The sequence below is a fragment of the SAR324 cluster bacterium genome (assembly GCA_015232315.1).
In the GTDB taxonomy this organism is placed as follows: Bacteria; SAR324; SAR324; order SAR324; family NAC60-12; genus JADFZZ01.
The window spans coordinates 246,917-267,211 of the sequence record JADFZZ010000002.1 but is presented as its reverse complement, the minus strand read 5'-3'; the positions used below and the strand labels follow the sequence as shown (position 1 = coordinate 267,211).

At 45.0% G+C, this 20,295-nt stretch carries 20 protein-coding genes; 13 read left to right on the top strand and 7 right to left on the bottom strand.

The window, feature by feature from the left end:
• The first annotated feature begins 8 nt into the window (after positions 1–8).
• Complete coding sequence (locus HQM11_02655; GenBank protein ID MBF0349899.1) at positions 9–482, top strand: hypothetical protein; 474 nt, start codon at positions 9–11, stop codon at positions 480–482.
• Between the two features lie 73 nt (positions 483–555).
• Positions 556–708 carry a hypothetical protein gene (locus tag HQM11_02650; GenBank protein MBF0349898.1) on the top strand — a complete coding sequence of 51 codons (153 nt, stop codon included), beginning with the start codon at positions 556–558 and terminating at the stop codon, positions 706–708.
• 20 nt (positions 709–728) lie between these two features.
• Here HQM11_02650 and HQM11_02645 read toward each other — a convergent pair whose 3' ends face one another.
• Positions 729–1,397, bottom strand: a complete 669-nt coding sequence (locus tag HQM11_02645; GenBank protein MBF0349897.1) for an STAS domain-containing protein — start codon at positions 1,395–1,397, stop codon at positions 729–731.
• On the bottom strand, positions 1,398–2,495 hold the full coding sequence (gene leuB / locus HQM11_02640; GenBank protein ID MBF0349896.1) for a 3-isopropylmalate dehydrogenase: 1,098 nt from the start codon (positions 2,493–2,495) through the stop codon (positions 1,398–1,400).
• A 238-nt stretch (positions 2,496–2,733) separates the two neighbouring features.
• Here leuB and greA point away from each other — a divergent pair, with 238 nt between their 5' ends.
• Both greA and HQM11_02630 read left to right on the top strand, forming a co-directional pair.
• Complete coding sequence (gene greA, locus HQM11_02635; protein ID MBF0349895.1) at positions 2,734–3,210, top strand: transcription elongation factor GreA; 477 nt, start codon at positions 2,734–2,736, stop codon at positions 3,208–3,210.
• A gap of 13 nt (positions 3,211–3,223) precedes the next feature.
• Positions 3,224–4,342 carry a hypothetical protein gene (locus tag HQM11_02630; protein ID MBF0349894.1) on the top strand — a complete coding sequence of 373 codons (1,119 nt, stop codon included), beginning with the start codon at positions 3,224–3,226 and terminating at the stop codon, positions 4,340–4,342.
• Between the two features lie 62 nt (positions 4,343–4,404).
• On the opposite strand, the gene HQM11_02625 is transcribed toward HQM11_02630, so the two are convergent.
• The gene (locus HQM11_02625; protein ID MBF0349893.1) at positions 4,405–4,902 is read right to left on the bottom strand and encodes a hypothetical protein; all 498 of its coding nucleotides are present in this window, start codon (positions 4,900–4,902) and stop codon (positions 4,405–4,407) included.
• Positions 4,903–5,225: 323 nt separating this feature from the next.
• A complete protein-coding gene (locus HQM11_02620) occupies positions 5,226–7,775 on the bottom strand; it encodes a PAS domain S-box protein (protein MBF0349892.1) in 2,550 nt (849 codons plus the stop codon).
• Positions 7,776–7,936: 161 nt separating this feature from the next.
• Here HQM11_02620 and hisA point away from each other — a divergent pair, with 161 nt between their 5' ends.
• From hisA to carA, 5 genes are read left to right on the top strand one after another with little or no spacing between them, the layout of a single operon-like run.
• Positions 7,937–8,656, top strand: a complete 720-nt coding sequence (gene hisA / locus HQM11_02615; GenBank protein ID MBF0349891.1) for a 1-(5-phosphoribosyl)-5-[(5-phosphoribosylamino)methylideneamino]imidazole-4-carboxamide isomerase — start codon at positions 7,937–7,939, stop codon at positions 8,654–8,656.
• Positions 8,650–9,420, top strand: a complete 771-nt coding sequence (hisF, locus tag HQM11_02610; protein MBF0349890.1) for an imidazole glycerol phosphate synthase subunit HisF — start codon at positions 8,650–8,652, stop codon at positions 9,418–9,420. The genes hisA and hisF overlap by 7 nt, the downstream gene beginning before the upstream one ends.
• 21 nt (positions 9,421–9,441) lie before the next feature.
• Positions 9,442–11,343 (top strand): hypothetical protein, encoded by a 1,902-nt coding sequence (locus HQM11_02605; protein MBF0349889.1) that lies wholly within the window; start codon positions 9,442–9,444, stop codon positions 11,341–11,343.
• A gap of 12 nt (positions 11,344–11,355) precedes the next feature.
• Entirely contained in the window at positions 11,356–11,733 is a 378-nt protein-coding gene (locus HQM11_02600) for a hypothetical protein (GenBank protein MBF0349888.1), read from the top strand.
• Positions 11,734–11,765: 32 nt separating this feature from the next.
• A complete protein-coding gene (gene carA, locus HQM11_02595) occupies positions 11,766–12,851 on the top strand; it encodes a glutamine-hydrolyzing carbamoyl-phosphate synthase small subunit (GenBank protein MBF0349887.1) in 1,086 nt (361 codons plus the stop codon).
• A 6-nt stretch (positions 12,852–12,857) separates the two neighbouring features.
• Here the strand turns inward: carA and HQM11_02590 are convergent, their stop codons facing one another.
• Together HQM11_02590 and HQM11_02585 are read right to left on the bottom strand one after the other, a co-directional pair.
• Positions 12,858–14,213: a hypothetical protein gene (locus tag HQM11_02590; GenBank protein MBF0349886.1), complete on the bottom strand. Its 1,356-nt coding sequence runs from the start codon at positions 14,211–14,213 to the stop codon at positions 12,858–12,860.
• A 7-nt stretch (positions 14,214–14,220) separates the two neighbouring features.
• Positions 14,221–15,396, bottom strand: a complete 1,176-nt coding sequence (locus tag HQM11_02585; protein MBF0349885.1) for a hypothetical protein — start codon at positions 15,394–15,396, stop codon at positions 14,221–14,223.
• 238 nt (positions 15,397–15,634) lie between these two features.
• Here HQM11_02585 and HQM11_02580 point away from each other — a divergent pair, with 238 nt between their 5' ends.
• Entirely contained in the window at positions 15,635–16,543 is a 909-nt protein-coding gene (locus tag HQM11_02580; protein MBF0349884.1) for a TonB family protein, read from the top strand.
• Positions 16,544–16,548: 5 nt separating this feature from the next.
• On the opposite strand, the gene HQM11_02575 is transcribed toward HQM11_02580, so the two are convergent.
• On the bottom strand, positions 16,549–17,427 hold the full coding sequence (locus HQM11_02575; protein ID MBF0349883.1) for a 50S ribosomal protein L11 methyltransferase: 879 nt from the start codon (positions 17,425–17,427) through the stop codon (positions 16,549–16,551).
• Between the two features lie 32 nt (positions 17,428–17,459).
• Here HQM11_02575 and HQM11_02570 point away from each other — a divergent pair, with 32 nt between their 5' ends.
• From HQM11_02570 to HQM11_02560, 3 genes are all read left to right on the top strand, one after another.
• Positions 17,460–18,683 carry a hypothetical protein gene (locus HQM11_02570; protein ID MBF0349882.1) on the top strand — a complete coding sequence of 408 codons (1,224 nt, stop codon included), beginning with the start codon at positions 17,460–17,462 and terminating at the stop codon, positions 18,681–18,683.
• A 353-nt stretch (positions 18,684–19,036) separates the two neighbouring features.
• Complete coding sequence (locus HQM11_02565) at positions 19,037–19,636, top strand: NHLP leader peptide family RiPP precursor (protein ID MBF0349881.1); 600 nt, start codon at positions 19,037–19,039, stop codon at positions 19,634–19,636.
• A gap of 25 nt (positions 19,637–19,661) precedes the next feature.
• Positions 19,662–20,294, top strand: coding sequence for an NHLP leader peptide family RiPP precursor (locus tag HQM11_02560; GenBank protein ID MBF0349880.1), 633 nt, complete (start codon positions 19,662–19,664; stop codon positions 20,292–20,294).
• Position 20,295: the final 1 nt, after the last annotated feature.

Sequence of the window (20,295 nt, the reverse complement as noted above, 5' to 3'; positions counted from 1 at the left end):
GAGACAATATGCGAGTTCCCGGAAAAATCATGAACAAATTATTGCTGATATTTTTTTTGGTAGGCATGACCACATTAACGATCTTCGCCTTAATGAAAGAAGTAGATCGCAATGAAAATGATCTGCAATCAGGAATCAGCGGAGTGATCTCCGTTGATCCCTTTATCGCCTCGGAACTCGTAAAAACAGACAATGCCCATATTTTTCTGATTGATCCGGAAACACGTGACATTGTCGCATCCACTGTGGTTGATACCTTTGTTCCTCCAACGACTTTTTACATTGGAGAACAGAATGCCTTCCAGCCATTAATCCCTGAAAAAAACTATCAATTGCTGGTCATCGTCGACAAAGATGGACAGGTAGAGATCCCGTCCCATGGTGAAGTGGCTGGTCCCATCACCGCGCCACTGCCATTAGGCACTGAACGCTACGCCTACCTTCTTGATCATGTATATTCAGCATGGCCTCTGAAGCATTAAAATATGTTTAATGTTTTCCCCCTGTAAGCAGTTGCTGTCATATTATTCGTTTTCCCGAATGAATACGAAGATCTTGAATGCCCTTCGAGCATGGATCAATCCCCTGATGGATCTCGATAATCTGCCTGATCCCGAGGTGCTGACCACTGAAATCCTCGAAAATCTATCTGCCGGAATGGCGTATTTCAAAGAGATTCTGAACGTTCTGCCTCGGAAAGCGCTTTAATGAAATCAGTCACCAGTTGATTATAGCTCGTTAAGATTCCGGATCAGGTCAGATATGATGTTATCCCTGTCCACATCATATTCACAAAAGGCTGTGGCAATTTCATAGCCCCCCTCTGGAAGTGGTGTGCACCGGCGAATGATGATCATGGCTTCAATTTTGAGTTCTGTGAGTTGAAGATGGGACAAGCGGGACGTGACAGTGAACGGGGTTTCCGAATACAGACTGCATCCCCCTGAAGAGATGTTCATACATCGAACCAGATGCTGATGGTTTTCCGTTTTCAGGATGGCGGAACTCTCATAGCTGTAACGCTGAGTCATTCGCCGACGCTCAATCAAGTATTCCCGCCCCGTTTCTTCATCTTTAAAAATTGTCAGCATCTGATCAATTTTGGTTCGTTGAATGGCTTCCAGGACACGTCGGCGTAAGGCACAAAAGCCAATTTCAATCAACCGATGTCGGCTGTCCATGTGAATTCCCACCAGTGCGGCAATCCCCGCGGAACTGATAAAATGGACATTGGACAATTCAAACAACACAGGCAAAGGGGTGTCGTCAGTCTCAATCACCAGCTTACTGAATAATGTTCGCACAGTATTTTCAAAGTTGGCAATTGTGGTCTGAACAAAATCACCATCCAGATAAACTGTAGCCAGTTCTTCACCTGTGATGATATTGATTTCCACTTAGGCCGTCCGCAACTGTGAAGACAATTTCCGGATGTTTTCCAGCACATGTTGTCCCATTTCCTGGCATCCCACCTTCTGTTTACCTTCAGCCATGATATCCCCGGTACGCCAAGTCTGGATTGTCTGTTCCACCGCATTCTGAATCAGATCATCCGCGTCAGGCATGTTGAAGGAATAGCGGAACATCATTCCTACAGATAAAATTGTTGCCAATGGATTGGCAAGATCACGTCCGGCAATATCCGGCGCGGATCCATGAATTGGTTCATACATGCCATTGGCGCCTCCCAGGCTGGCAGAGGGTAACATGCCGATAGAGCCTGTAACCATGGCGGCTTCATCGCTCAGAATGTCTCCAAACAGATTGGTCGTAACGATAGTGTCAAATTGTTTTGGCGCACGAACCAGTTGCATGGCGGCATTGTCAACATACATATGACTCAGTTTCACATCGGGATAATCTTTAGACATCTCAATCGCGATATTCCGCCAAAGTTCAGTGGCTTCCAGCACATTGGCCTTATCCACCGAAGTCAATTTTTTATTTCGTTTTCTGGCTGTCTCAAAACCAACTTTGAGAATGCGTGTGATTTCAGATTCTGAATAAACCAGGGTATTGATGCCTACCCGCTGTCCATTGCGGACTTCAACACCACGGGGTTTGCCAAAATAAATGCCTCCAGTCAATTCACGTATCACCATGATATCAGCCCCTTCAACAACTTCGGGCTTCAGGGTTGAGGCACTCACCAGATCTTTCAGAATTCGTGCGGGCCGCAAATTTGCATACAGTCCAAGTTCAGCGCGCAACCCCAACAAGGCTCTCTCAGGACGGACTGAATAATCCAGCGGTTCCCATTTGGGGCCGCCCACAGCTCCAAGTAGCACAGCATCCGCTGTTTTACAGGCCTTCAGGGTTTCATCCGGAAGCGGAGTCCCTGTCAGATCATAAGCGGTTCCTCCAACGGGAACTTCCTGTAGATCAAGTGTCATGTCAAAATGAGCGGCGACTTCTTTAAGCACAAGAACTGCCTGTTTAGTGACTTCCGGGCCAATTCCATCACCGGGTGTGATGGTTATACGTTTGTGGTTCATTGAATCCTTTTTGAAGATGAGGGGTTGCGTCTGAAACGTCTGTTACTTCTGAAAAATTCAGAAGAAAGTATGTGAAATTTCTGAATTTTTACCGGAAGGCATCCTAGCTGGAAAGTCTTTTGTATTTCAAGACATAAAGAGTTTGATCAGAGGCTTGACCTCTTGCGTCTGATAGGTAACAATCCGCCAGATTTTTATGTTTGAATTTTGTTAACCCATTCCATCACAAACAGGTGATATGAGTGAATCATTTCCAATGACTGTTGAAGGACATCGACGCCTCAAAGAAGAATTGAAAAAACTGATGACCGTGGATCGGCCTCAGGTAATCAACGCGATTTCAGAAGCCAGAGCTCATGGCGATTTAAAAGAAAACGCGGAATACCATGCGGCCAAAGAACAACAATCGTTCATAGAAGGACGAATCCAGGAACTGAATGGTAAACTGGCGAGTTGCACCGTCATTGACACACAAAAGCTTTCCGGAAACAAAATTGTGTTTGGAGCGACAGTTACATTTGTTAATACAGAAACGGATGAGGAAACACGCTACCAGATCGTTGGTGAAGATGAAGCTGATTTAAAAGAAGGCAAAATTTCTATCATTTCTCCTGTGGCTCGAGCTCTGATTGGAAAACACGCAGGTGACACGGTGGTGATTCCTATCCCCAAAGGCAAAATTGAAGTCGAAATCCTGAGCGTGGAATTTATCTGAAATTGAAAGATGTATGGAAACACCCCGGGTGATCTCGCAGGAAGATGCACTGCGTCAGCAACTTCAAACACTTGAATCAGAACTGCTATGGCGCCGTGGTCCCATCTCAAAACTGGCATACTATGTGGCCAATATACGTTATATTGCCTCTGAACATCCGGGTAAACTGGCTATTGCGGTGTTCTGTTGCCTGAAAGACCTTCCTTTCAATCCTTTTGATTACGCCATCAATACCAAGAATGAAAATCTTACCGCTCCTGAAAAACAAAAACTCAGTCTGAAACAGGGCGAAAACTGGTTTGGGCGTTTTATCGCCTATTATTGTTCGCTCGATTCGCATCTGTTGGATGTGTACAAACGGAAAAAAGATGCCCAGGGGATCCCGTTAGCAGAACCGGACCGCCCTACTTTGACCGGAATCCTTCGAGATCCGGGCAGTCCTATTTTTGATAAAATATTCAAAGACAAAGTCCCCTACATTACATTTCTTGAGCGAAAAAATTATGGTCTGGATTTAATTGTCAAAGCTTTTCCAATATCAGGACAGAACCGTGAATTGATTGGAATTGTATCCTTCACGCATGACATCACACCTTATATTGAACAGCAGAATATGATTTCTGACAGTGTGGCACAAACCAGGAACGCCGCGGAAAAAATTTTCACACACACCCATCAAATGCAGGACATTGCACAGGAGATTCAAAAATTCACGGCAGATGCGGGGTTGGTTAAAAATCAGGTTGGAACCTTGATTGGCGGTGTAAAAACTCTGGAAAATTCACTGTTGGATCTGATTGAAGAACTCCGGTTTCTGGCTTTCAACGCCAATTTGCAGGCCTCCCATTCCGGAATTGCTGAAAAACGATTTCTGGTCATTGCCCGTGAAATGAAATCACTGTTGGACAACATGATGGACTCCATCCATTTTTTAACTTCTGTCGAAGGACAAGTCCGTCAGATTGAAACGGATAATGTGAGTAAATTTCAGATAATCAGTGATCTTTCACAAAAAATTAATACGGTAGCGAATAATTTGCAGGCAGAAGGAGAGAATTACGAAAAACTCATAGAAACCATTTCAAACGCGGAACAATCCCAGCGCCGATACGTCCAATTTTTAACGGTGTAGCGCTCATGCTCCTTGTGGATATACAGCATCCTCGAAACCAATTCGACCTTCAGTTAACAAGCTTACTCGTTGAACGCGAGCAGATCGTTAAATACGCCTGGTCGTTCCTCCGTTAGGGGTTTTTTATCAGGATGTTCCGCCCATTCGTAAAATGCGTATTCCTGCTGGTTCAGTTCGGATAATTCCAGAGCCCATTTGAGGATGGCCTTGATCATGGGGTCCGGAATACTCAATTTTTTTCCCATCGAAATGAGTTCTCTGAATTCAACTTCCAGTATTTTGGTGTTACGCACCATGGCCCGGATCACATAAATCAACATCATCGTTCCAAGTTTCAGATTGATGCTGAGCGGTTTGAGTTCCGGTACCGTCAGTTTTTTTACAAAGTCCAGCACCTGTTCCAGTTCTTCCTTGGTTTCCAGAAACGTGACCGCGTCCTTCAGATATTTGATTTCGTCTTTCAGCACCTTTTTATCGGCCACAATCACTCTGGCAATCGACAGCGCCAGCCATTTTTTTTCATTGGGTTTCAGTTCTTGCTTTAAAATGTCTCGAATCATATTGCCTCAAACAGGTTTGGGAATGTGTTAGCCTGAATTACCGGAAACGTAGGGATCGTTGGCTCGTGTTCGGGAAACAATATCCTGTAATACCAATCAAGCAAGCATGAAATAACTCCACTTGTGCAGGTGATTTGAAAATGAGCTACCAAGAACGCCAAGAACACGAAAAAAAGGTTTTTTATATAAATGAAGTCCTCCGTGAAACCCTGATTTTCAAGTTTTCTGGTGCATATTCCTTTTTTACTTTGGGTTCTTCGTGTACTTCGTGGCTAAAAAAGTACCTGCACAGCTCGAAATAACTCGATTCATGGATTACGGAATTAACTATAGAAATAATGAAAGGAGGGAATTTTGTGGGTAAGATCGCTGTTTACATTAAACAACGCGATCACTTCTGTTTTAATTCCAGGTTTCACATTGATCACCAGCAAATCGGATGATTCGAGGATCTGGAACAAGCCTTTGCCAGCCCCTCCCTTGCCTTTACGACTGGTGTCCTTGACACCCGCATAGCATCGCGCCAGGTAGTCCAGGATGGTTTGCCTGTCAAAGGAACCAAACGGATCCTGAGCGGAAACAGCCAGCAGGATGCCATCAAAGGCGAATCGGAAGATACCCTGTTCTCCATGTTTTAACTCGACCGCATCCGTGCGGGACAGGTGATTGTACAAAAATTTTCCTGAGCTATCCACCGGAGCGTCATAAATGGCGTTCATCAGCAGTTCTTCAGCCACCATGATACATCGGTTCAACGTAGTTTTACGAATACCAAGCGCCACCAGCGTCTGCTCCATTTTATCCAGAAGTTCAGTACGTTGATCACTGCGAATGATGGGTTGCTGATGCACTTCAACGCCCCAATTCATATATTTTTCCAGACCAAACAAGTCATTCCCGATCAGTTTGCTGACCGTGGTAAGAATATTTTTGATGGTGAAAGTGCGGTCCTCGTCATTGCGGGAAACAATATTGGATATAAACGGGTATTTATTCAGAATCGGCAAATAAGTGGGCACATCGTCTGAGGTCATGAATACCGTTTTGATATGAGGGTATCTATCCTGTGCGATGGATGCCAGTTCGATCAGTTCAGTATTGGTACAGATGATGTCAAAACCACGTTGCCGCAATAGCTCAATCCCTTCGTCCATGTTGCTGACCAGTGTCAACTCGACACCTGTTCCTCCGAGTGCCTGTTTTGTGATCAACTGTTGCTTTTTGTTGGTTTCGGCAACCAGCACCTGTTTGCTTTTAATGGCTTTTTCTGAGGAATAGAGCTGATGAATCGGTCTGAGCAATTCTTCAATGGCTGAAACTTCCCTCATTGCCTGACGCAAGGACTCATTTTGCTGAAAAGATTTTTCTTCGCGGATGGTATCCAGTTGATTCAGCAGGGGTGTCAGATGAGAGGCGTAAATGTAACTTAATTTTGAGAGCAGATGTTCCTTGTTCTCATTCAATTCTTCCAGTTTCCGGTTGTTGGCAATCAGCATGGCATTTTGCTGTTCCTGCTGTTCCTGTGCTGTTTTAAGTTGAGAAGCGGTGTGCAGAAGGTTGTCTGAAATTTCCTGCTGGGTATAAAGATGCTCTTCCAGACTTTTTTGCTGATGTTTCAATTGCGCATTGACCTTTTCCAGTTCGTGAGTGCGTTCAGAAACCTGTTTTTCCAGTTTTTCTTCATACAAAAGTCGTTCTTCCTCCTGCTTTTTGGCCAGTGTCACATCCCGTATCACCAGCAGGAAACCTTGTTGGTGCTGGTTTCTATCAAGAATGGTGATACCCGTTGTTTCTCCAATAAAAGTCGTTTTATCATTTCGGGTATAAACAGTTTCCATGGGGCCAATGGTTTGTGCGACCTGCCACAGTTCCAGATGTTTCTGGAGGTCTGTTTCCGATTCATAGAGTCTGCTTGGACTAGTCCCCAGCAAGTCATCCATTTTGTAACCAAACATATTGATGGAGGCCTTGTTACAGCGCAGAATTTTCATTTCAGGCGTAAAAAATACAATCGAGAAGGGGAAGTTCTTGAAAAAAAACTCGAGTGTCTGATTGTTGTTGAATAACTCTCTGCGGGTTATTTCATGTGCTTCCGTATTTTCTGAGAGTTGATTCTTCATGGTTTGCAGGGTGTTCATAAACTCTGCGATCTTCTGGCTCAGAAATTCAAATTCGTAAATTCCCTGATACCTTGGAATCTGGTTTGTTTTGACGGCATGGATCAATTTGTCCACGGGATTATTGACCAGTTGCCTCAAATAATATAGCAACAGGAACGTCGCCAGGATCAGAAATCCAATGGTTTGCATGCTGGCTTGCCGGAATCGCTCCTGAAAACCGGTTTTGATCGGACTGGTTTTCAGAAGAATCACATGCCAGTTGGAGGATGGCAGAAAAAAATGATAAAAATAATACTGTATGCCGTTTTGGGTCAGCATCTGAAGTGAGGAAGTTTCCTGATCCTGCGTCATGACATAGGAGACGCCAATGCCAAAGTTATCCATCAGAACCACTCCGGAATCGCCCTCATAAATCACAATGCTGGATTGATTGGCTTCAACAAAGTTTTTAATGACGTCCAGAGCTTTGGCCTGCTGTTTTTTCTGTTCAAAAAAACCATCCGGGGTCTGAATGGCATCCAGATATTGATCACTGAAACTATGGATGGTGGAAGAAATTAGTTTAAAACTTTCCTTGATGTGTTCCAATCTGAGTGTTCTGAGTGAATCCTGAGCCAGGGTGTATAGTGTCACACCCATGATTAAGAGTAGCATCACGATAATCAGGATTAGCCGGCTTTTCAGATTATTGAGCGCGCTTTTTCGTTGAGGCATTTGCTCAGGATTGTATTGAGATTGATTTGCCTGGGCCATATAGTCCATGAAAATTTGTGTTATGTTGATATGGATAGCTCATTAAAATGATCAACAAAGTTCTGTGTAGCAAATTGTCCCGAAAGAAAGAAGAGTCAATATCAGTTTTTTTGAAATTGACACGGGGTGTAATGTTTATTTTCATCTCAAGGAGAAGATTCATGATCATTATTCCAGCAATTGATCTGATAAATGGCCGCTGTGTCCGGTTGCTTCAGGGCCGTGCTGAACACGAAACCGTTTATTCCAAGGATCCGGTTGTCATGGCAAAATCGTTTGAAGACGCAGGCGCAAAACGAATTCATATTGTAGATCTGGATGGGGCCTTCAAAGGACAGACACGCAATTGGGAAGTGATCACAAAAATTCTTGGGAAAATAAACATCCCGGTGGAGTTTGGTGGCGGATTGCGAGATTTTGAAGACGTAGACCGGGTCCTTGGCTCTGGAATCACCTCTGTGATTGTTGGAACAATGGCTGTAAAAAAACCGCAGGTTCTGGAATCGCTGTTGCAAAAATTTCCGGGAGAACGAATCATTCTCGGAATTGATGCCAGTAACAGAAAAGTCGCGATTGAAGGCTGGGTCGAAAAAACAGAACTGGACGATGTTGACTTCGGCTTGCACTGGAAACAACGGGGAATTCAGCGTGTGGTTTATACGGATATTGCCAGAGATGGGATGATGACCGGACCGAATCTTTCAGCACTTCAGCATTTTGCGTCTCAGACAGGATTGCGTGTGACAGCGTCAGGCGGCGTGTCTTCGATGGCGGACATTAGCCAACTGAAAACACTGGAAGCCAGCGGGGTGGATCATGTGATTGTCGGAAAAGCCATTTATGAAGGAAAAATCCAGTTGACTGAGATTGCCACATGTTAGCCAAACGTATTATTCCGTGTCTCGATATTAAAGAAGGACGTGTTGTCAAAGGGACCAGTTTTGTAGGCTTACGAGATGCCGGGGATCCTCTGGAACTGGCACAACGATACAATGAACAATCCGCGGACGAACTGGTCTTTCTGGATATCACCGCCTCCAAAGAAAATCGGAAGACGACCATTGATCTCGCATCCCGGTTGGCCCGGAAATTATTTATTCCTTTTACGATTGGAGGCGGTATTTCGACGTTGCAGGACATTCATGAGCTGGTCACAGCCGGTGCCGACAAAATATCCATCAATTCTTCCGCTATCAAAAATCCCGGATTGATCACAAGCGGAGCGCGACAATTCGGTTCGCAGTGCATTGTGGTTGCCATGGATGTCAAACGTTCAGGAGACCACTGGGAAGTTTTCAGTCATGGCGGAAGCCGTCCCACCGGACTGGACGCGTTTCAATGGGCACACGAAGTCCAGGAGCGGGGAGCGGGAGAAATCCTGTTGACCAGTATGGATGCAGACGGGCATCAAGCCGGATTTGATCTCGAAATCACCGCTAAAATCAGTGAATCCCTCAGCATCCCCGTCATTGCTTCCGGAGGTGGAGGCACGCTGGAACATTTTGCGGAGGCACTGACCACAGGCAAGGCTGATGCTGTTCTGGCAGCCTCGGTATTTCATTATGGGAAATACACGGTATCCCAGGTCAAAACTTATTTGAAAGAGCATCATATTCCGGTGCGGTTGAAAGACTCCGCAGCATAAAAATTTTCCAGGAAATCATCCATGATGCTTTTGTTTTATGGTCTGTGCGGATTGATCCTTCTGGGGACACTCCTTTATGAATTCAGTTTGTTCAGATATCATATTCCATTCCGGAAGTGGTCCCTCCTGATCCGGATGGCAGGAATTCTGATACTGCTGTCGTTGCTTCCCTTCCTGAATTCCCGCAATGCGCCTTTCAAACCTGTTCTGCCAGTGGTGATTGACAATAGCGTCAGTCTGCTACAGGGAGTGTTGCGACAAAATCTGTCAACGACTACATTGCAAAACCCGGAATCGTTGCTGCCCCCGTCAATCATGGATGAACTGACACAGCATTACGATGGCTATGCTCTGAAACTCATTCCGTTGTTTCCTCCAGCCAATTCATCGCAGACTCCTGTGGTCAAAACATCACCATTGTCATCGAGATTGATGGAATGGATTCAGGAAACGTCCCTGCCTTCAGGAAGCAGAATGTTGTTGATTTCGGACGGTTATGATACCGGTCGGGAACAAATCATGCCTGACGTGCTGACGCAATTGCGGCAATCCGGAATTACTGTGGATGTTCCCGATTTCCAGTCATTTGCCATGAAACCGGGTGACTCTGGAATTCATTCAGTGGTGGCTCCTCAGGTCGCGTTTGAAAAAACACAGGTCTCTATTCAGCTTCAGATCTCCTATCATGCGCTTCAGGATCAGGAAACCTTCCTTGTACTGACAGATGGCAACGCGGTTCTCTCCCGGCAGAGAATCATTCTGGAACCCGGGAAAAATCAGATGGATGCGTCAATTTCGTGGATTCCTCCACGAACTGGAAATGTCGTATTGCAACTCAGGTTACTGCCCTTGTCCAAGGACCCCAATCTATACAACAACACGGCGTATTTACCCGTGAGCATCAGACCACTGAAACAAAAAATTCTGCATATTGCCGGACGTCCCGGATGGGATGTCAGCAGAATGCGAACCTTGCTCACGCATATCCCTGGTGTGGATCTGGTCTCATTTTATATTTTACGTGATCCCTATGAAGACTTTCAGGGTGTTCCGGAATCAGAACTTTCCCTGATTCAATTTCCTGTGAGTGTGCTGTTTCAGACAGAGTTGCCCAAGTTTGACGCAGTGATCTTTCATAATTTTCCGATTCAGAAATATTTGAACAATCAGGCGTACCAGCAAAGTTTTCAGAATTATTTAAAAAATGGTAAACAGATCATCGTGATCGGCGGCGATCTGCTACCAGATATTACCGCCTATCAGGCTCTGTTCACGGCCAATGAAGATGCCGTTGTTTTTGATGGATGGCAACATCAGGCAAAGGGGGTGACTGCTCATATTCCCCCTGAGTGGAATCCGGAAAAACAACCATTTTTTCAATGGACGGCTCAAAATGCTGACACAGCTCTTACCGCGCGCTCGTCCTATGATCTGGGAAAAGTAACCTGGATTTGGGAGACGGCTTCATGGAAATGGTTACTTCACGATCTGTCTGCTTCCACAGGGCAGAATGGAATGTTTCCCTCTTTTTGGGGTTCATTGCTCAATCAGGTTGGCAATCCTGTGGTGCCACTCTTTGAACCCGGACCGTTTTTCCATCAGGAACCGATCCAGATCCAATTTTCCAAACCATCAAGGACTATTTCAACCCTGGCTGTAAGTCTTTATGACCAGGGGTTGAACCATATTTTATGGGAAAAATCGCAGGACTGGAATTCGCCCTTGAATGTCCTGTTGCCCCATCTTTCTGAAGGAGTTTATGAAGTGAAAATATCTTGCCATTGCAGTACAATGCGGGATTATTCAGAGCCGTTTGTAGTGGTTGATGAATGGCTTGAGCAACATTATATTGGCATCAACCGGAATTGGTTGAAAGAACTGGCTTCTGTCACAGACGGTGAGCAGGTGACAATTGAATTATAGACGATGATTGGGATGATCCGATTTCTTGGAATAAGTATAATATTTCTGCTGTTGGCATGTTCCACCGGTGAAATCACTCTGACTGAATCAGGCCAGAAAGTAGGCTTTCTGGAGAATCCGGAAGAGTTGCCCCAATGCAAATTTCAGGAATCCATTCAAACCATGGTGCTTTTGAGTGCGCCCAACAGTTATCAACAGGCACTCAACAAACTCCGAAACAAAGCCGCTTCAATGGAGGCGACCCATGTCAAACTCCTCCGCTCTGTGGCGGATGAACAAACCACCACCATACATGCCATGATCTATCATTGTCAAAGTCTGGAAAAGAGTTCCAGCGATGATTCATCCATCAGTCGTGAATCATGGATGATTCAGACCCCAACCCAATAAACAATCAGCTTGGATTCAGAAGGAAAGGCTTCATGAAAGAAGGAATATTGATTTTAAGCAATGGAAAATGTTTTCGCGGAATTTTAAGAGGAGCACCTGTTTCCGTGGAAGGTGAAGTCATTTTTAATACAGCCATGACAGGATATCAGGAAATTCTTACGGATCCATCCTATACAGGTCAGATTGTAACCATGACCTACCCACAGATTGGAAACTATGGGATCAATCCTGAAGACATGGAATCTGTCAAAATTCACGCATCGGCTTTGATTGTCAAGGAATTGAGCTGGATTACAAGCAACTGGCGGGCAAAAAATGGTCTGGATCAATGGTTGACTGAAAACAATGTGCCTATCCTGGAAGGCATTGATACCCGCTCACTCGTTAAAAGTATTCGGGATGATGGTGCCTGTGGCGGTTTGTTGATGCCGATTACCGAGGGCTTCGATCTTGAAACTGTCCGCAACAAAGCGTTGGCTATTCCATCCATGGATGGACAAAACTTGGCTCCTCGTGTTTCTACAGGAAAACCTTATGTCTGGAAAGCCGCGGTTCCAGTGCGCTACAAGGTTGCGGCCTATGACTATGGGATTAAACACAATATTCTGAAAATCATGGCAACACTTGGCATCGAAACAACGATCTATCCCTATAACACCCCATGGCAAACCCTGGTTGCGTCAAAACCCGATGGCATCTTTCTCTCCAATGGCCCGGGTGATCCGGCCGCGGTAGACTCTGCCATTGATAACATTCAGAATCTACTGGGCAAAGTTCCTGTATTTGGAATCTGCCTTGGGCATCAACTGCTTTCACTGGCCCTGGGATGTAAAACCTACAAATTGAAATGCGGACATCATGGCGGGAATCATCCGGTGATGGACTATGCGACCAATAAAATTGAGATCACCAGCCACAACCATGGTTTTGCGGTCGAAGAAAACAGCCTACCTGAAAAAGTGCGGGTAACGCACCGGAATTTGAATGATCACACTGTGGAAGGAATTGAGTCGACGGAATATCCCGCGTATTCGGTGCAATACCACCCTGAAGCGGCTCCAGGCCCCAGAGACGCAAGCTATTTATTTGACCGGTTTCTGACGATGATGAGTCAATAGACGACATCATCGAGAACATCCCAGTTCAGCCAGTAGTTCGTCAATGGCGGCGGATGATCCGGAAATAGTGTCATTGTCTGAGGCTGTGTTGGATCCCGCTTTTTCGATCAATTTGTTCAGCGCCGTGGAAAACTGTGAAAAACTTTCAATCATGGGAACCAACTCCGCACAAACCTCGGCTTGGACTTCCGTGATATCAAATATGATTCCATTTCCCGCTTTCATGTCCTCCTTGATCTGATCCAGTGTTCCAGTCTCTATGATTTTTTCTCTAAAAATAGAGCAAAATGCGCCATATTGTTCAGCGTCCCAAATGTGTCCGTCGGCTTTGATCAGAGCAGAATCCGCATCAGAGATCGTCACGCATTGAACATCCAGTTCCACCTCTTCCATCAATTGAGGCAGAATTTCCTGATTCGGATTCAGATCAGTGAAAACCGCAGCGGAACCATCGGTGTAAGCCAATGCGACTTTCACGGAATCCGCCGCCTCTGTAGCGCTATCAAAAGTAGCCGCAGTGCCATCGGTATATTCCAGCGAAACCTTGACGGCACTTAACACTGATTCCTGGCTGGTGAACGTGACGGTGGTGTTATCCGTATAGGTAAGTACCACGCCGTTTACTGTAACTGTTTGGGCGACACTTCCGTCAGCGTTGGTTTTGTAAGCTTTGCCTGTGGCATCGCTGAAGTATGGAGCGGGAGTGGTGCTACCATCGTTCACCTTGTAGGCTTTGCCGTCGGCGTCACCGAGATAGGGGGATGGAACGCCACTCTCGTCGGTCAGGTATTGTTTTCCATTCGTGTCGGTCAAAATAGGCTCAGGGACCCCGTCGTCGTCAGTTGTACCTTTATCCAGAGTTTCCACATAAACCAGAATGGTGTCAAACAAGGTGGCGAATATTTCCAGAAAAATTTCATCTCCAGAGAGGGTACTTGCAGTTTCATCTTTAAGGAGTTCGCTCACTTTAGCCAAATATGTTCGGGCTGTTTCCATGGCTGTCAGACGATCTGTCTCAGAAGAAATCTGAGATGTCCCAATCTGAAGGATATTCATCACTGAAGCGCCGGCGCTGACATCTGAACCCAGTTGTGCGCCGGAGGTAGGATCTTCAAGGGTTTCCACCGGACTTTCCGAGGATTTGAGCAAACTGACAATATCAAATCCTGCTTTCCCCAGATAGGCACCTGCCAATGATTTGCGATCTGTGCACTTTTCAATGGCGGTATCATAGTCGCGAGCATTGAACGCGTCTTCGCACACAGACGCATTTGAGGGTTGCACGATATCCGCACAACCTCCCGGGATGATCAGGAATAGAAATAGTGTCAGACAGATTCTGAAATGTTTAAGTGATGCCATAGTACCTTTACAGGTTGAAAGAAATTTGAACCACTTTCCGGTTTTCCGGATTGTCTCCCGGCGATGTACCGCGTTCAACTGTATAGGAGGCCGCCTGAATGGTAATGAACCGGAAAAAAATAAACGGGTTGAATTCAATGCCATAAGTAAAATATCCCTGATTAAATCCAGCTCGCAATGCCAGTGAACTGCTACCGGTATCCAGAGGATTGAAGCCGATTTCCATGCCAAGATGCAGACGTTTTTCCAGGCATTGACAAACCGGATCGTCCTCAATACGGCTCATGGTCAGATCTTTGAGATCAATTGCGGCAAGCATCCTTATCCAATCTGTTTGGGGTTGGAATGACAATCCCGCATCAATTTCCATGGGTTCATCGAGAGGTGTGGTTTGATCGGATTTTCGGGAAAAATTCATTCCGGTGACCTGTTTGGCCACCATACCAAATATCATTCGCAATGAACTGGCGGATTCCATCCTTCTCTGAAAACCGATATCGTAGGTTTGAGCTTTTGCCAGCCCTTGAATGGAACCTGTGTCGGCATTGAATCCAAGGTCGCTACATCCCAGTGAATCGTAAGCATTGACATCCGTGCCGGTAGTTACCACACTTCCCAGACTGAGTGATAATTGCAGATCGCAACGTTCAATGGTATGTGCTGCGACTCCAACCAGCCAATGGCCATCATCCAGCTCAAAACCAAGTCCGTAGCTTTGGAGCATATCAATTCTCAAACCAAGTTCGATTTCTATCAAAACCGGATTTTTAGCAATAAAATCAAACTGAAGTTCCATTCCTGTGCTAGCTCCAAAAGCGATGCCGTCAAAGGGGACCACCAAAGCGATTCCAGGGTAAAACCGTAAATGGAGTTGCTTGTTGAGACCAATGCCAATCAGGTCACTCACTTGGGCATCGCCGATATTCTGAGCGTCAGTCACCAGATCGACACTGTCCTGTGAAATTTCAAGAGTCACAGGCGTCGTGATCCACATCTCATCAATCCCGGCAAGTCCTGCGGGATTATATTGCAGAGCATTTTCATCAGAACTCAGAGCAACGCCGGTATTTCCCATACCCAGGTTGCGGATTCCCTGACCAGGTCGGCGGAATTCACCGGCTTGCACAGAAGCCAGTTGGCTCAGGTTTAACGCGATAATTATAAAAACAACGCAGGTTTTCATTGTTTAGTCCTTGTTATCCAGTTGAATCGAGACTAAAAGAAATGCACTGTTTGTGCAAACAAGATGCATCATCTGTCTTTTATTGTTCATCATCTCATGTCAGGATGGAACCACTCAGGCATGAGAATGGTTCAATAAGATACTCGTGGGTCAATTTTAATGATGGTCACCCGGAAGAAGTGCACGATCATGCGTTGCTAAAAAATCCTTTGTAACAAAACACTGACGGAAGAATCAAATGTTATCCAGTCAAAGACGTTTCTGGTCGTTATTGATGGCATCGTCGGTGATTCATGGCATTCTATGGAACATGCCATGGCTTCCAACAATTTCGTTACCGACTCCGACTTCAGCATCCATCGCCATCAGGTTTCTTTCATCACCAGCCAATATGGTTTCAAAAACAGCAATCAAGGCACAATCTCCGGTAGTGTCTGAACAGACCAACCAGCAGATTGCTGAAAAAACAGCCGTGCCTGAAAAAAATAATCAGGTAAAACGTGTACTGAAAAAAAATAAAAACCATAAAAAGAAAGAGACTCTAACGTCAGTAGCAATGGCACCTGCCAGGCATGAAGCCATATCAACCTTACCGGAGGTTCCTCTCACAAGCTCAGACCATATATCAAACCCCCGTGAAAAGGAAATTTCAACAGCGGAAATACAGACACCCGATTCAGATAAATCACGGGAACTGTTGGCTTCAGAAATCCCCGACACTATTCCAGCAACTTTTGAAACTGCCATGGAAACTTCGCCATCACCACTCACGGCATCAATGGGAATTCAACAGAGTCCGAATAAAATGGATGAAAAACATGTTGAGTCAGGAATTCAGAAAATTTCCCGTTCATTGAATGCGTATCTGAGGAACATAGACATCAATCGCTATTATCCTCGAACAGCACTTCGACGAGGCATAGAAGGTCATGTTGAACTGGCTATTGTTTTTGATGTGACAGGACGGGTGAATGATGTCCAGATTGCCCATGAAGCTCATGGCTCATTGAATGAGGCCGCCCTCGAATTGCTTCATGATCATGCTGACGCAATGGCTCAAATCATCCGGAATTTTGGCGGGGAACTGAGTGTCTATCGCTCGTCATTTCAGATCAGGCTTCCTGTGCATTTCATGCTTCAGAAATAAGCACTTCATGCTGTTTTGACAAACACCTGAGCCGTCCATTCACCCTGAATCTGAGAATAATGCAATTTCATCCCATACGTTGTCATCAACTGGCAAAATGTTTCAGCCTGTGAGGTCAAAAGTCCGCTACAAATCAGATATCCTTGTCGATCAGTGAGCCGTGCCATTTCCGCTTTGACAGAGACCAACTCATGCATCAGCATGTTGCTGATCACAACATCATAGGACTTTTGAAGTTTTTCACAGGACCCGGCAAAAGCCTGTATGCGTGACGTAAGCCCATTGAGTTCCGCATTTTTGTAGACATCAGGAATGGCTACCGGATCAATATCGACCCCATCCGCCTGTAATATTCCCAAACGGCAGGCCGCAATGGACAAAATTCCTGAGCCAACACCAACATCTGCCAGGGTTTTCAGTGGTCCCGGTTCGTGTTCCAGCAAATATTCCAGAACCATGAGGGCCAGCATGGTAGAGGGATGATAGCCTGTGCCAAAGCCCTGCCCGGGATCAATCACCACAAGATGTCGGGAAGTCTTAACCGGAATATCCCACGGAGGGCATACCAGCAGGGTTTTGCCAATTTCAATCGGTTTAAAATGCTCATGCCATGAATCTTTCCAGTTTTCATACTCTTTCTTTTCCAGTTTTATTTGTGTTACTAAAGAAAGGTGAGGATATTGCTTATGAAAAATCTGAGTCAATGGCTCAATTCGGGAAGAATCCATATTTTCAAAAAAAACTTTCATACGGATGGCATCCTGTGTTTCTTCGAGCGTTTCAATGCCTGACGCGCCATGCTCAAAACAGAAACTGCTCCAAAGATCTTCAAGAGAACAGGGAACGCTCACCCAAAGTTCAATATATGTGTCGGAGGTCATCATAGTATTCCTGATAATTGATAAAATTTATGATTATGACTGCTGAAAAAAACATAAAAATTGATTCATGGGGACTGTTTGACCAGTCATCAGACACGATAGAAACCCCTTTGCCCGCACCCTTGGGAACGTTGGATCCCTCCATGCTTTTCAATCAGGAGTTCTACGGACGTGTACCCCTGACAGAGGAGACTGACGAGGAAAACAACTATTCCGTGGCCGATGTTCAACTCAAGGAATCAGAAACATTGTCCGGTTCTGAAAATTGGAATTCTTCTCTGGACTTAGCGTATTTTCATGAACCCGACCATTTCCAACAATATTCCGCAGAGTTGAAAAAGCAGGAAGAGCAGGCGTTGATCACTCCCTCCATAGAAGCTTCGGTTGCCTTTGCTCAAACCACCAGATCTTTCTCCATTGCTTCTGATCTACAGAATGAGCCAACCAATCAACTATCGCTATTCCCGGTTGTTTCCGGTGATTTGATTTCAGAGACCTTCGCGCAAGCTGAAGCTCAGGTTCAACCACAATCAACTGAAATACCAGAGGATCGTGCTTTTGAACGGCGTGATTATTTATTGATTCCTCAAAGTAGCCAGTGGGAAATTTTTGGAAACACTGAAATGCCAGGGGCCTTTCAACGCGCTTCCTATACGGAGCAGAAGAATTCTGGGCACTGGCAGATTTTTGAAACGCCCGCAACGCTACTGAATGCCCCTGTGGAAACGCCTACAGATAGTCCTTTTTCTGCCCGCTCAGGAGTGAGTCGTTCTGTCATGAACCAAAGTGAGATTTTTTCTGAAAATATGCCCGCTGTTTTTCAACGGGCCGTGAACGAACAGATTGATTTAACTGGGCGAGGAGAACTTTTTGTTTCCCAACAAGTTCAGCTCACACAAGCTTCTCCTGTTGTGCCACAGCCGTTTGTTTATACTGGCAGGGATACACCATTTATGTTTCATGGTGAAAAATTTCCTCAAGCAAAATTTACGGGTGAGATTTATGACGAAAATCGCCCCAAGCCTTTTGGACTGAGCGTCCGCCTTTCTGAAATGCCAGCGAATTGTGGTGAATTGTTTAATGAAACAATGATTTCTCAGCCATCCTCATCCCCTTCATCCGAGATGATTCAGGATATTCAGTCACATATTCAGCGTCTGGAGGTTTTTCTGAATCAGGAACTTAGCATGATCCGTCAAAAAATGGACATTCTGCAAAAAACTATCAGTTCTAATGCGAAATTAAGGGAATGGAATTGATAGCGCATCATTGGTGGGGGGCGATAAAAAGATCAAGGATTTCTCAGAACTCGCTCCAGAGAAATTACGTTGACGAGTCATTTTGTACCATTCAAAATATTACATATTCCCGTTAGCACTTTTATTTTTAATTAATAAATATTTAACTATATAAATTAATTGTGCATTTAAAACAAAACGTGACCTCTGGCAACTTGTGGATGATTTATCATTGACAACTGGGTTGGCGATTTAATAAAAATAGTATTTGTTAGGAGAAAGTTTATTAAGGAGCTTTGTCTGTTGAGCTGATTAATTGACTGAACAGATTTTTGGGAAGAAGATTCCTCACCAACCTTTTTAAGAGGGGAAATATGCAAAAGTACGAAGAAATCATACAAAAAGCATGGAACGATGACGCCTATAAGCAACGGCTGATGAGCTTTCCAAAAGAAATCCTGAAAGAACTGGGACAGGATTTGAGCGAAAATATTAACGTCAAAGTTCATGAAAACACACTGAATAGCATGCATTTTGTCTTGTTGAATTCCAATCAGGTTGATGAGGCTAGTCTGGAATCTGATCCGGTTATTGGAAGAGTTACTAAACGAGCGTTGGCTGATAGTGATTACAAAGCGCGTTTACTTGGAGATCCTAAAAATGCGATAAAAGAAGTTTTGGGTGTTGAGCCTCAAGGTAAGATTTGTGTTCATGCCAACACTGAGACAGAAATTCATATGGTGCTTCCAGTCAATCCCAATGTTACAGGTGATTTGAGCGATGCGGATCTGGCAATGGTTGCTGGTGGTAAAAACATGAATGAACTTTTTTGTAATGGCGCTAGCAAACTGTTTCAAGCTGGTCAAAAGTTTTTCACAGGTAAAACAGGTGGTTACCTGGGGTCCTTGGGTGCTTTGGCCAATCCACTGATGACTGGTGGTGTTGTTTTCGCTAGAGAAGCTTCTTCTACATAATTATTGATTGAGACAAGAGGGGTCTATGGAACAATATGAAAAAATAATTCACAAAACATGGGAAGATTCTTCATTCAAATCCCGATTTATGGAAAATCCCAAAGCTGTCCTGGCAGAGATGGGACAACCATTGACTGAAGATGTTACGTTAGAAGTGCATGATAACTCAACAGACATTATGCACTTTGTGTTGCTTGATAAAACGCAGGCACGAAGTGTTAATCTGGAGGCGGATCCGATTCTTGGCAAGATCACCAAGCGAGCTCTTGAAGATGAAGCCTTCAAGAAAAAACTGATTGCCGAACCCAAAGCTACCATTCGCGAAATTTTGGGGGTTGAACCTCAAGGGAATATCTGTGTCCATGCCAATACAGAAAACCACATTCATCTGGTGTTGCCGGCTAATCCGAATATTACAGGTGATTTGAGTGACGCGGATCTTGCTGTTGTCTCAGGAGGAAAAGGCGGTTCAACCCGTAATGCCCTGACCTGTGGAACAATGGATGCGTTTTTCAGCGGATTGGAAGTTACCTTTGGCGTAGGAACCTACGGTGCTGGCGGATTCATTGGTGCACTGTCTGTTGCACTTGGGCCTCTGTTGACTGGTGGGCATGCGTTTGCTGATGCCGCCTCTTCTATGAGTTATACCAAGCCGTAAT

What these genes read in the sequence shown, in the direction of transcription:
- greA (MBF0349895.1), top strand. Translation starts at nt 2,734, where the DNA reads ATGAGTGAATCATTTCCAATGACTGTTGAAGGACATCGACGCCTCAAA.
- HQM11_02570 (MBF0349882.1), top strand. Translation starts at nt 17,460, where the DNA reads ATGACTGCTGAAAAAAACATAAAAATTGATTCATGGGGACTGTTTGAC.
- hisF (MBF0349890.1), top strand. Translation starts at nt 8,650, where the DNA reads ATGTTAGCCAAACGTATTATTCCGTGTCTCGATATTAAAGAAGGACGT.
- carA (MBF0349887.1), top strand. Translation starts at nt 11,766, where the DNA reads ATGAAAGAAGGAATATTGATTTTAAGCAATGGAAAATGTTTTCGCGGA.
- leuB (MBF0349896.1), bottom strand. Translation starts at nt 2,495, where the DNA reads ATGAACCACAAACGTATAACCATCACACCCGGTGATGGAATTGGCCCG.
- HQM11_02625 (MBF0349893.1), bottom strand. Translation starts at nt 4,902, where the DNA reads ATGATTCGAGACATTTTAAAGCAAGAACTGAAACCCAATGAAAAAAAA.
- HQM11_02575 (MBF0349883.1), bottom strand. Translation starts at nt 17,427, where the DNA reads ATGATGACCTCCGACACATATATTGAACTTTGGGTGAGCGTTCCCTGT.
- HQM11_02565 (MBF0349881.1), top strand. Translation starts at nt 19,037, where the DNA reads ATGCAAAAGTACGAAGAAATCATACAAAAAGCATGGAACGATGACGCC.
- HQM11_02605 (MBF0349889.1), top strand. Translation starts at nt 9,442, where the DNA reads ATGATGCTTTTGTTTTATGGTCTGTGCGGATTGATCCTTCTGGGGACA.
- HQM11_02560 (MBF0349880.1), top strand. Translation starts at nt 19,662, where the DNA reads ATGGAACAATATGAAAAAATAATTCACAAAACATGGGAAGATTCTTCA.
- HQM11_02580 (MBF0349884.1), top strand. Translation starts at nt 15,635, where the DNA reads ATGTTATCCAGTCAAAGACGTTTCTGGTCGTTATTGATGGCATCGTCG.
- HQM11_02590 (MBF0349886.1), bottom strand. Translation starts at nt 14,213, where the DNA reads ATGGCATCACTTAAACATTTCAGAATCTGTCTGACACTATTTCTATTC.
- HQM11_02585 (MBF0349885.1), bottom strand. Translation starts at nt 15,396, where the DNA reads ATGAAAACCTGCGTTGTTTTTATAATTATCGCGTTAAACCTGAGCCAA.
- HQM11_02600 (MBF0349888.1), top strand. Translation starts at nt 11,356, where the DNA reads ATGATCCGATTTCTTGGAATAAGTATAATATTTCTGCTGTTGGCATGT.
- HQM11_02630 (MBF0349894.1), top strand. Translation starts at nt 3,224, where the DNA reads ATGGAAACACCCCGGGTGATCTCGCAGGAAGATGCACTGCGTCAGCAA.
- HQM11_02655 (MBF0349899.1), top strand. Translation starts at nt 9, where the DNA reads ATGCGAGTTCCCGGAAAAATCATGAACAAATTATTGCTGATATTTTTT.
- HQM11_02620 (MBF0349892.1), bottom strand. Translation starts at nt 7,775, where the DNA reads ATGGCCCAGGCAAATCAATCTCAATACAATCCTGAGCAAATGCCTCAA.
- hisA (MBF0349891.1), top strand. Translation starts at nt 7,937, where the DNA reads ATGATCATTATTCCAGCAATTGATCTGATAAATGGCCGCTGTGTCCGG.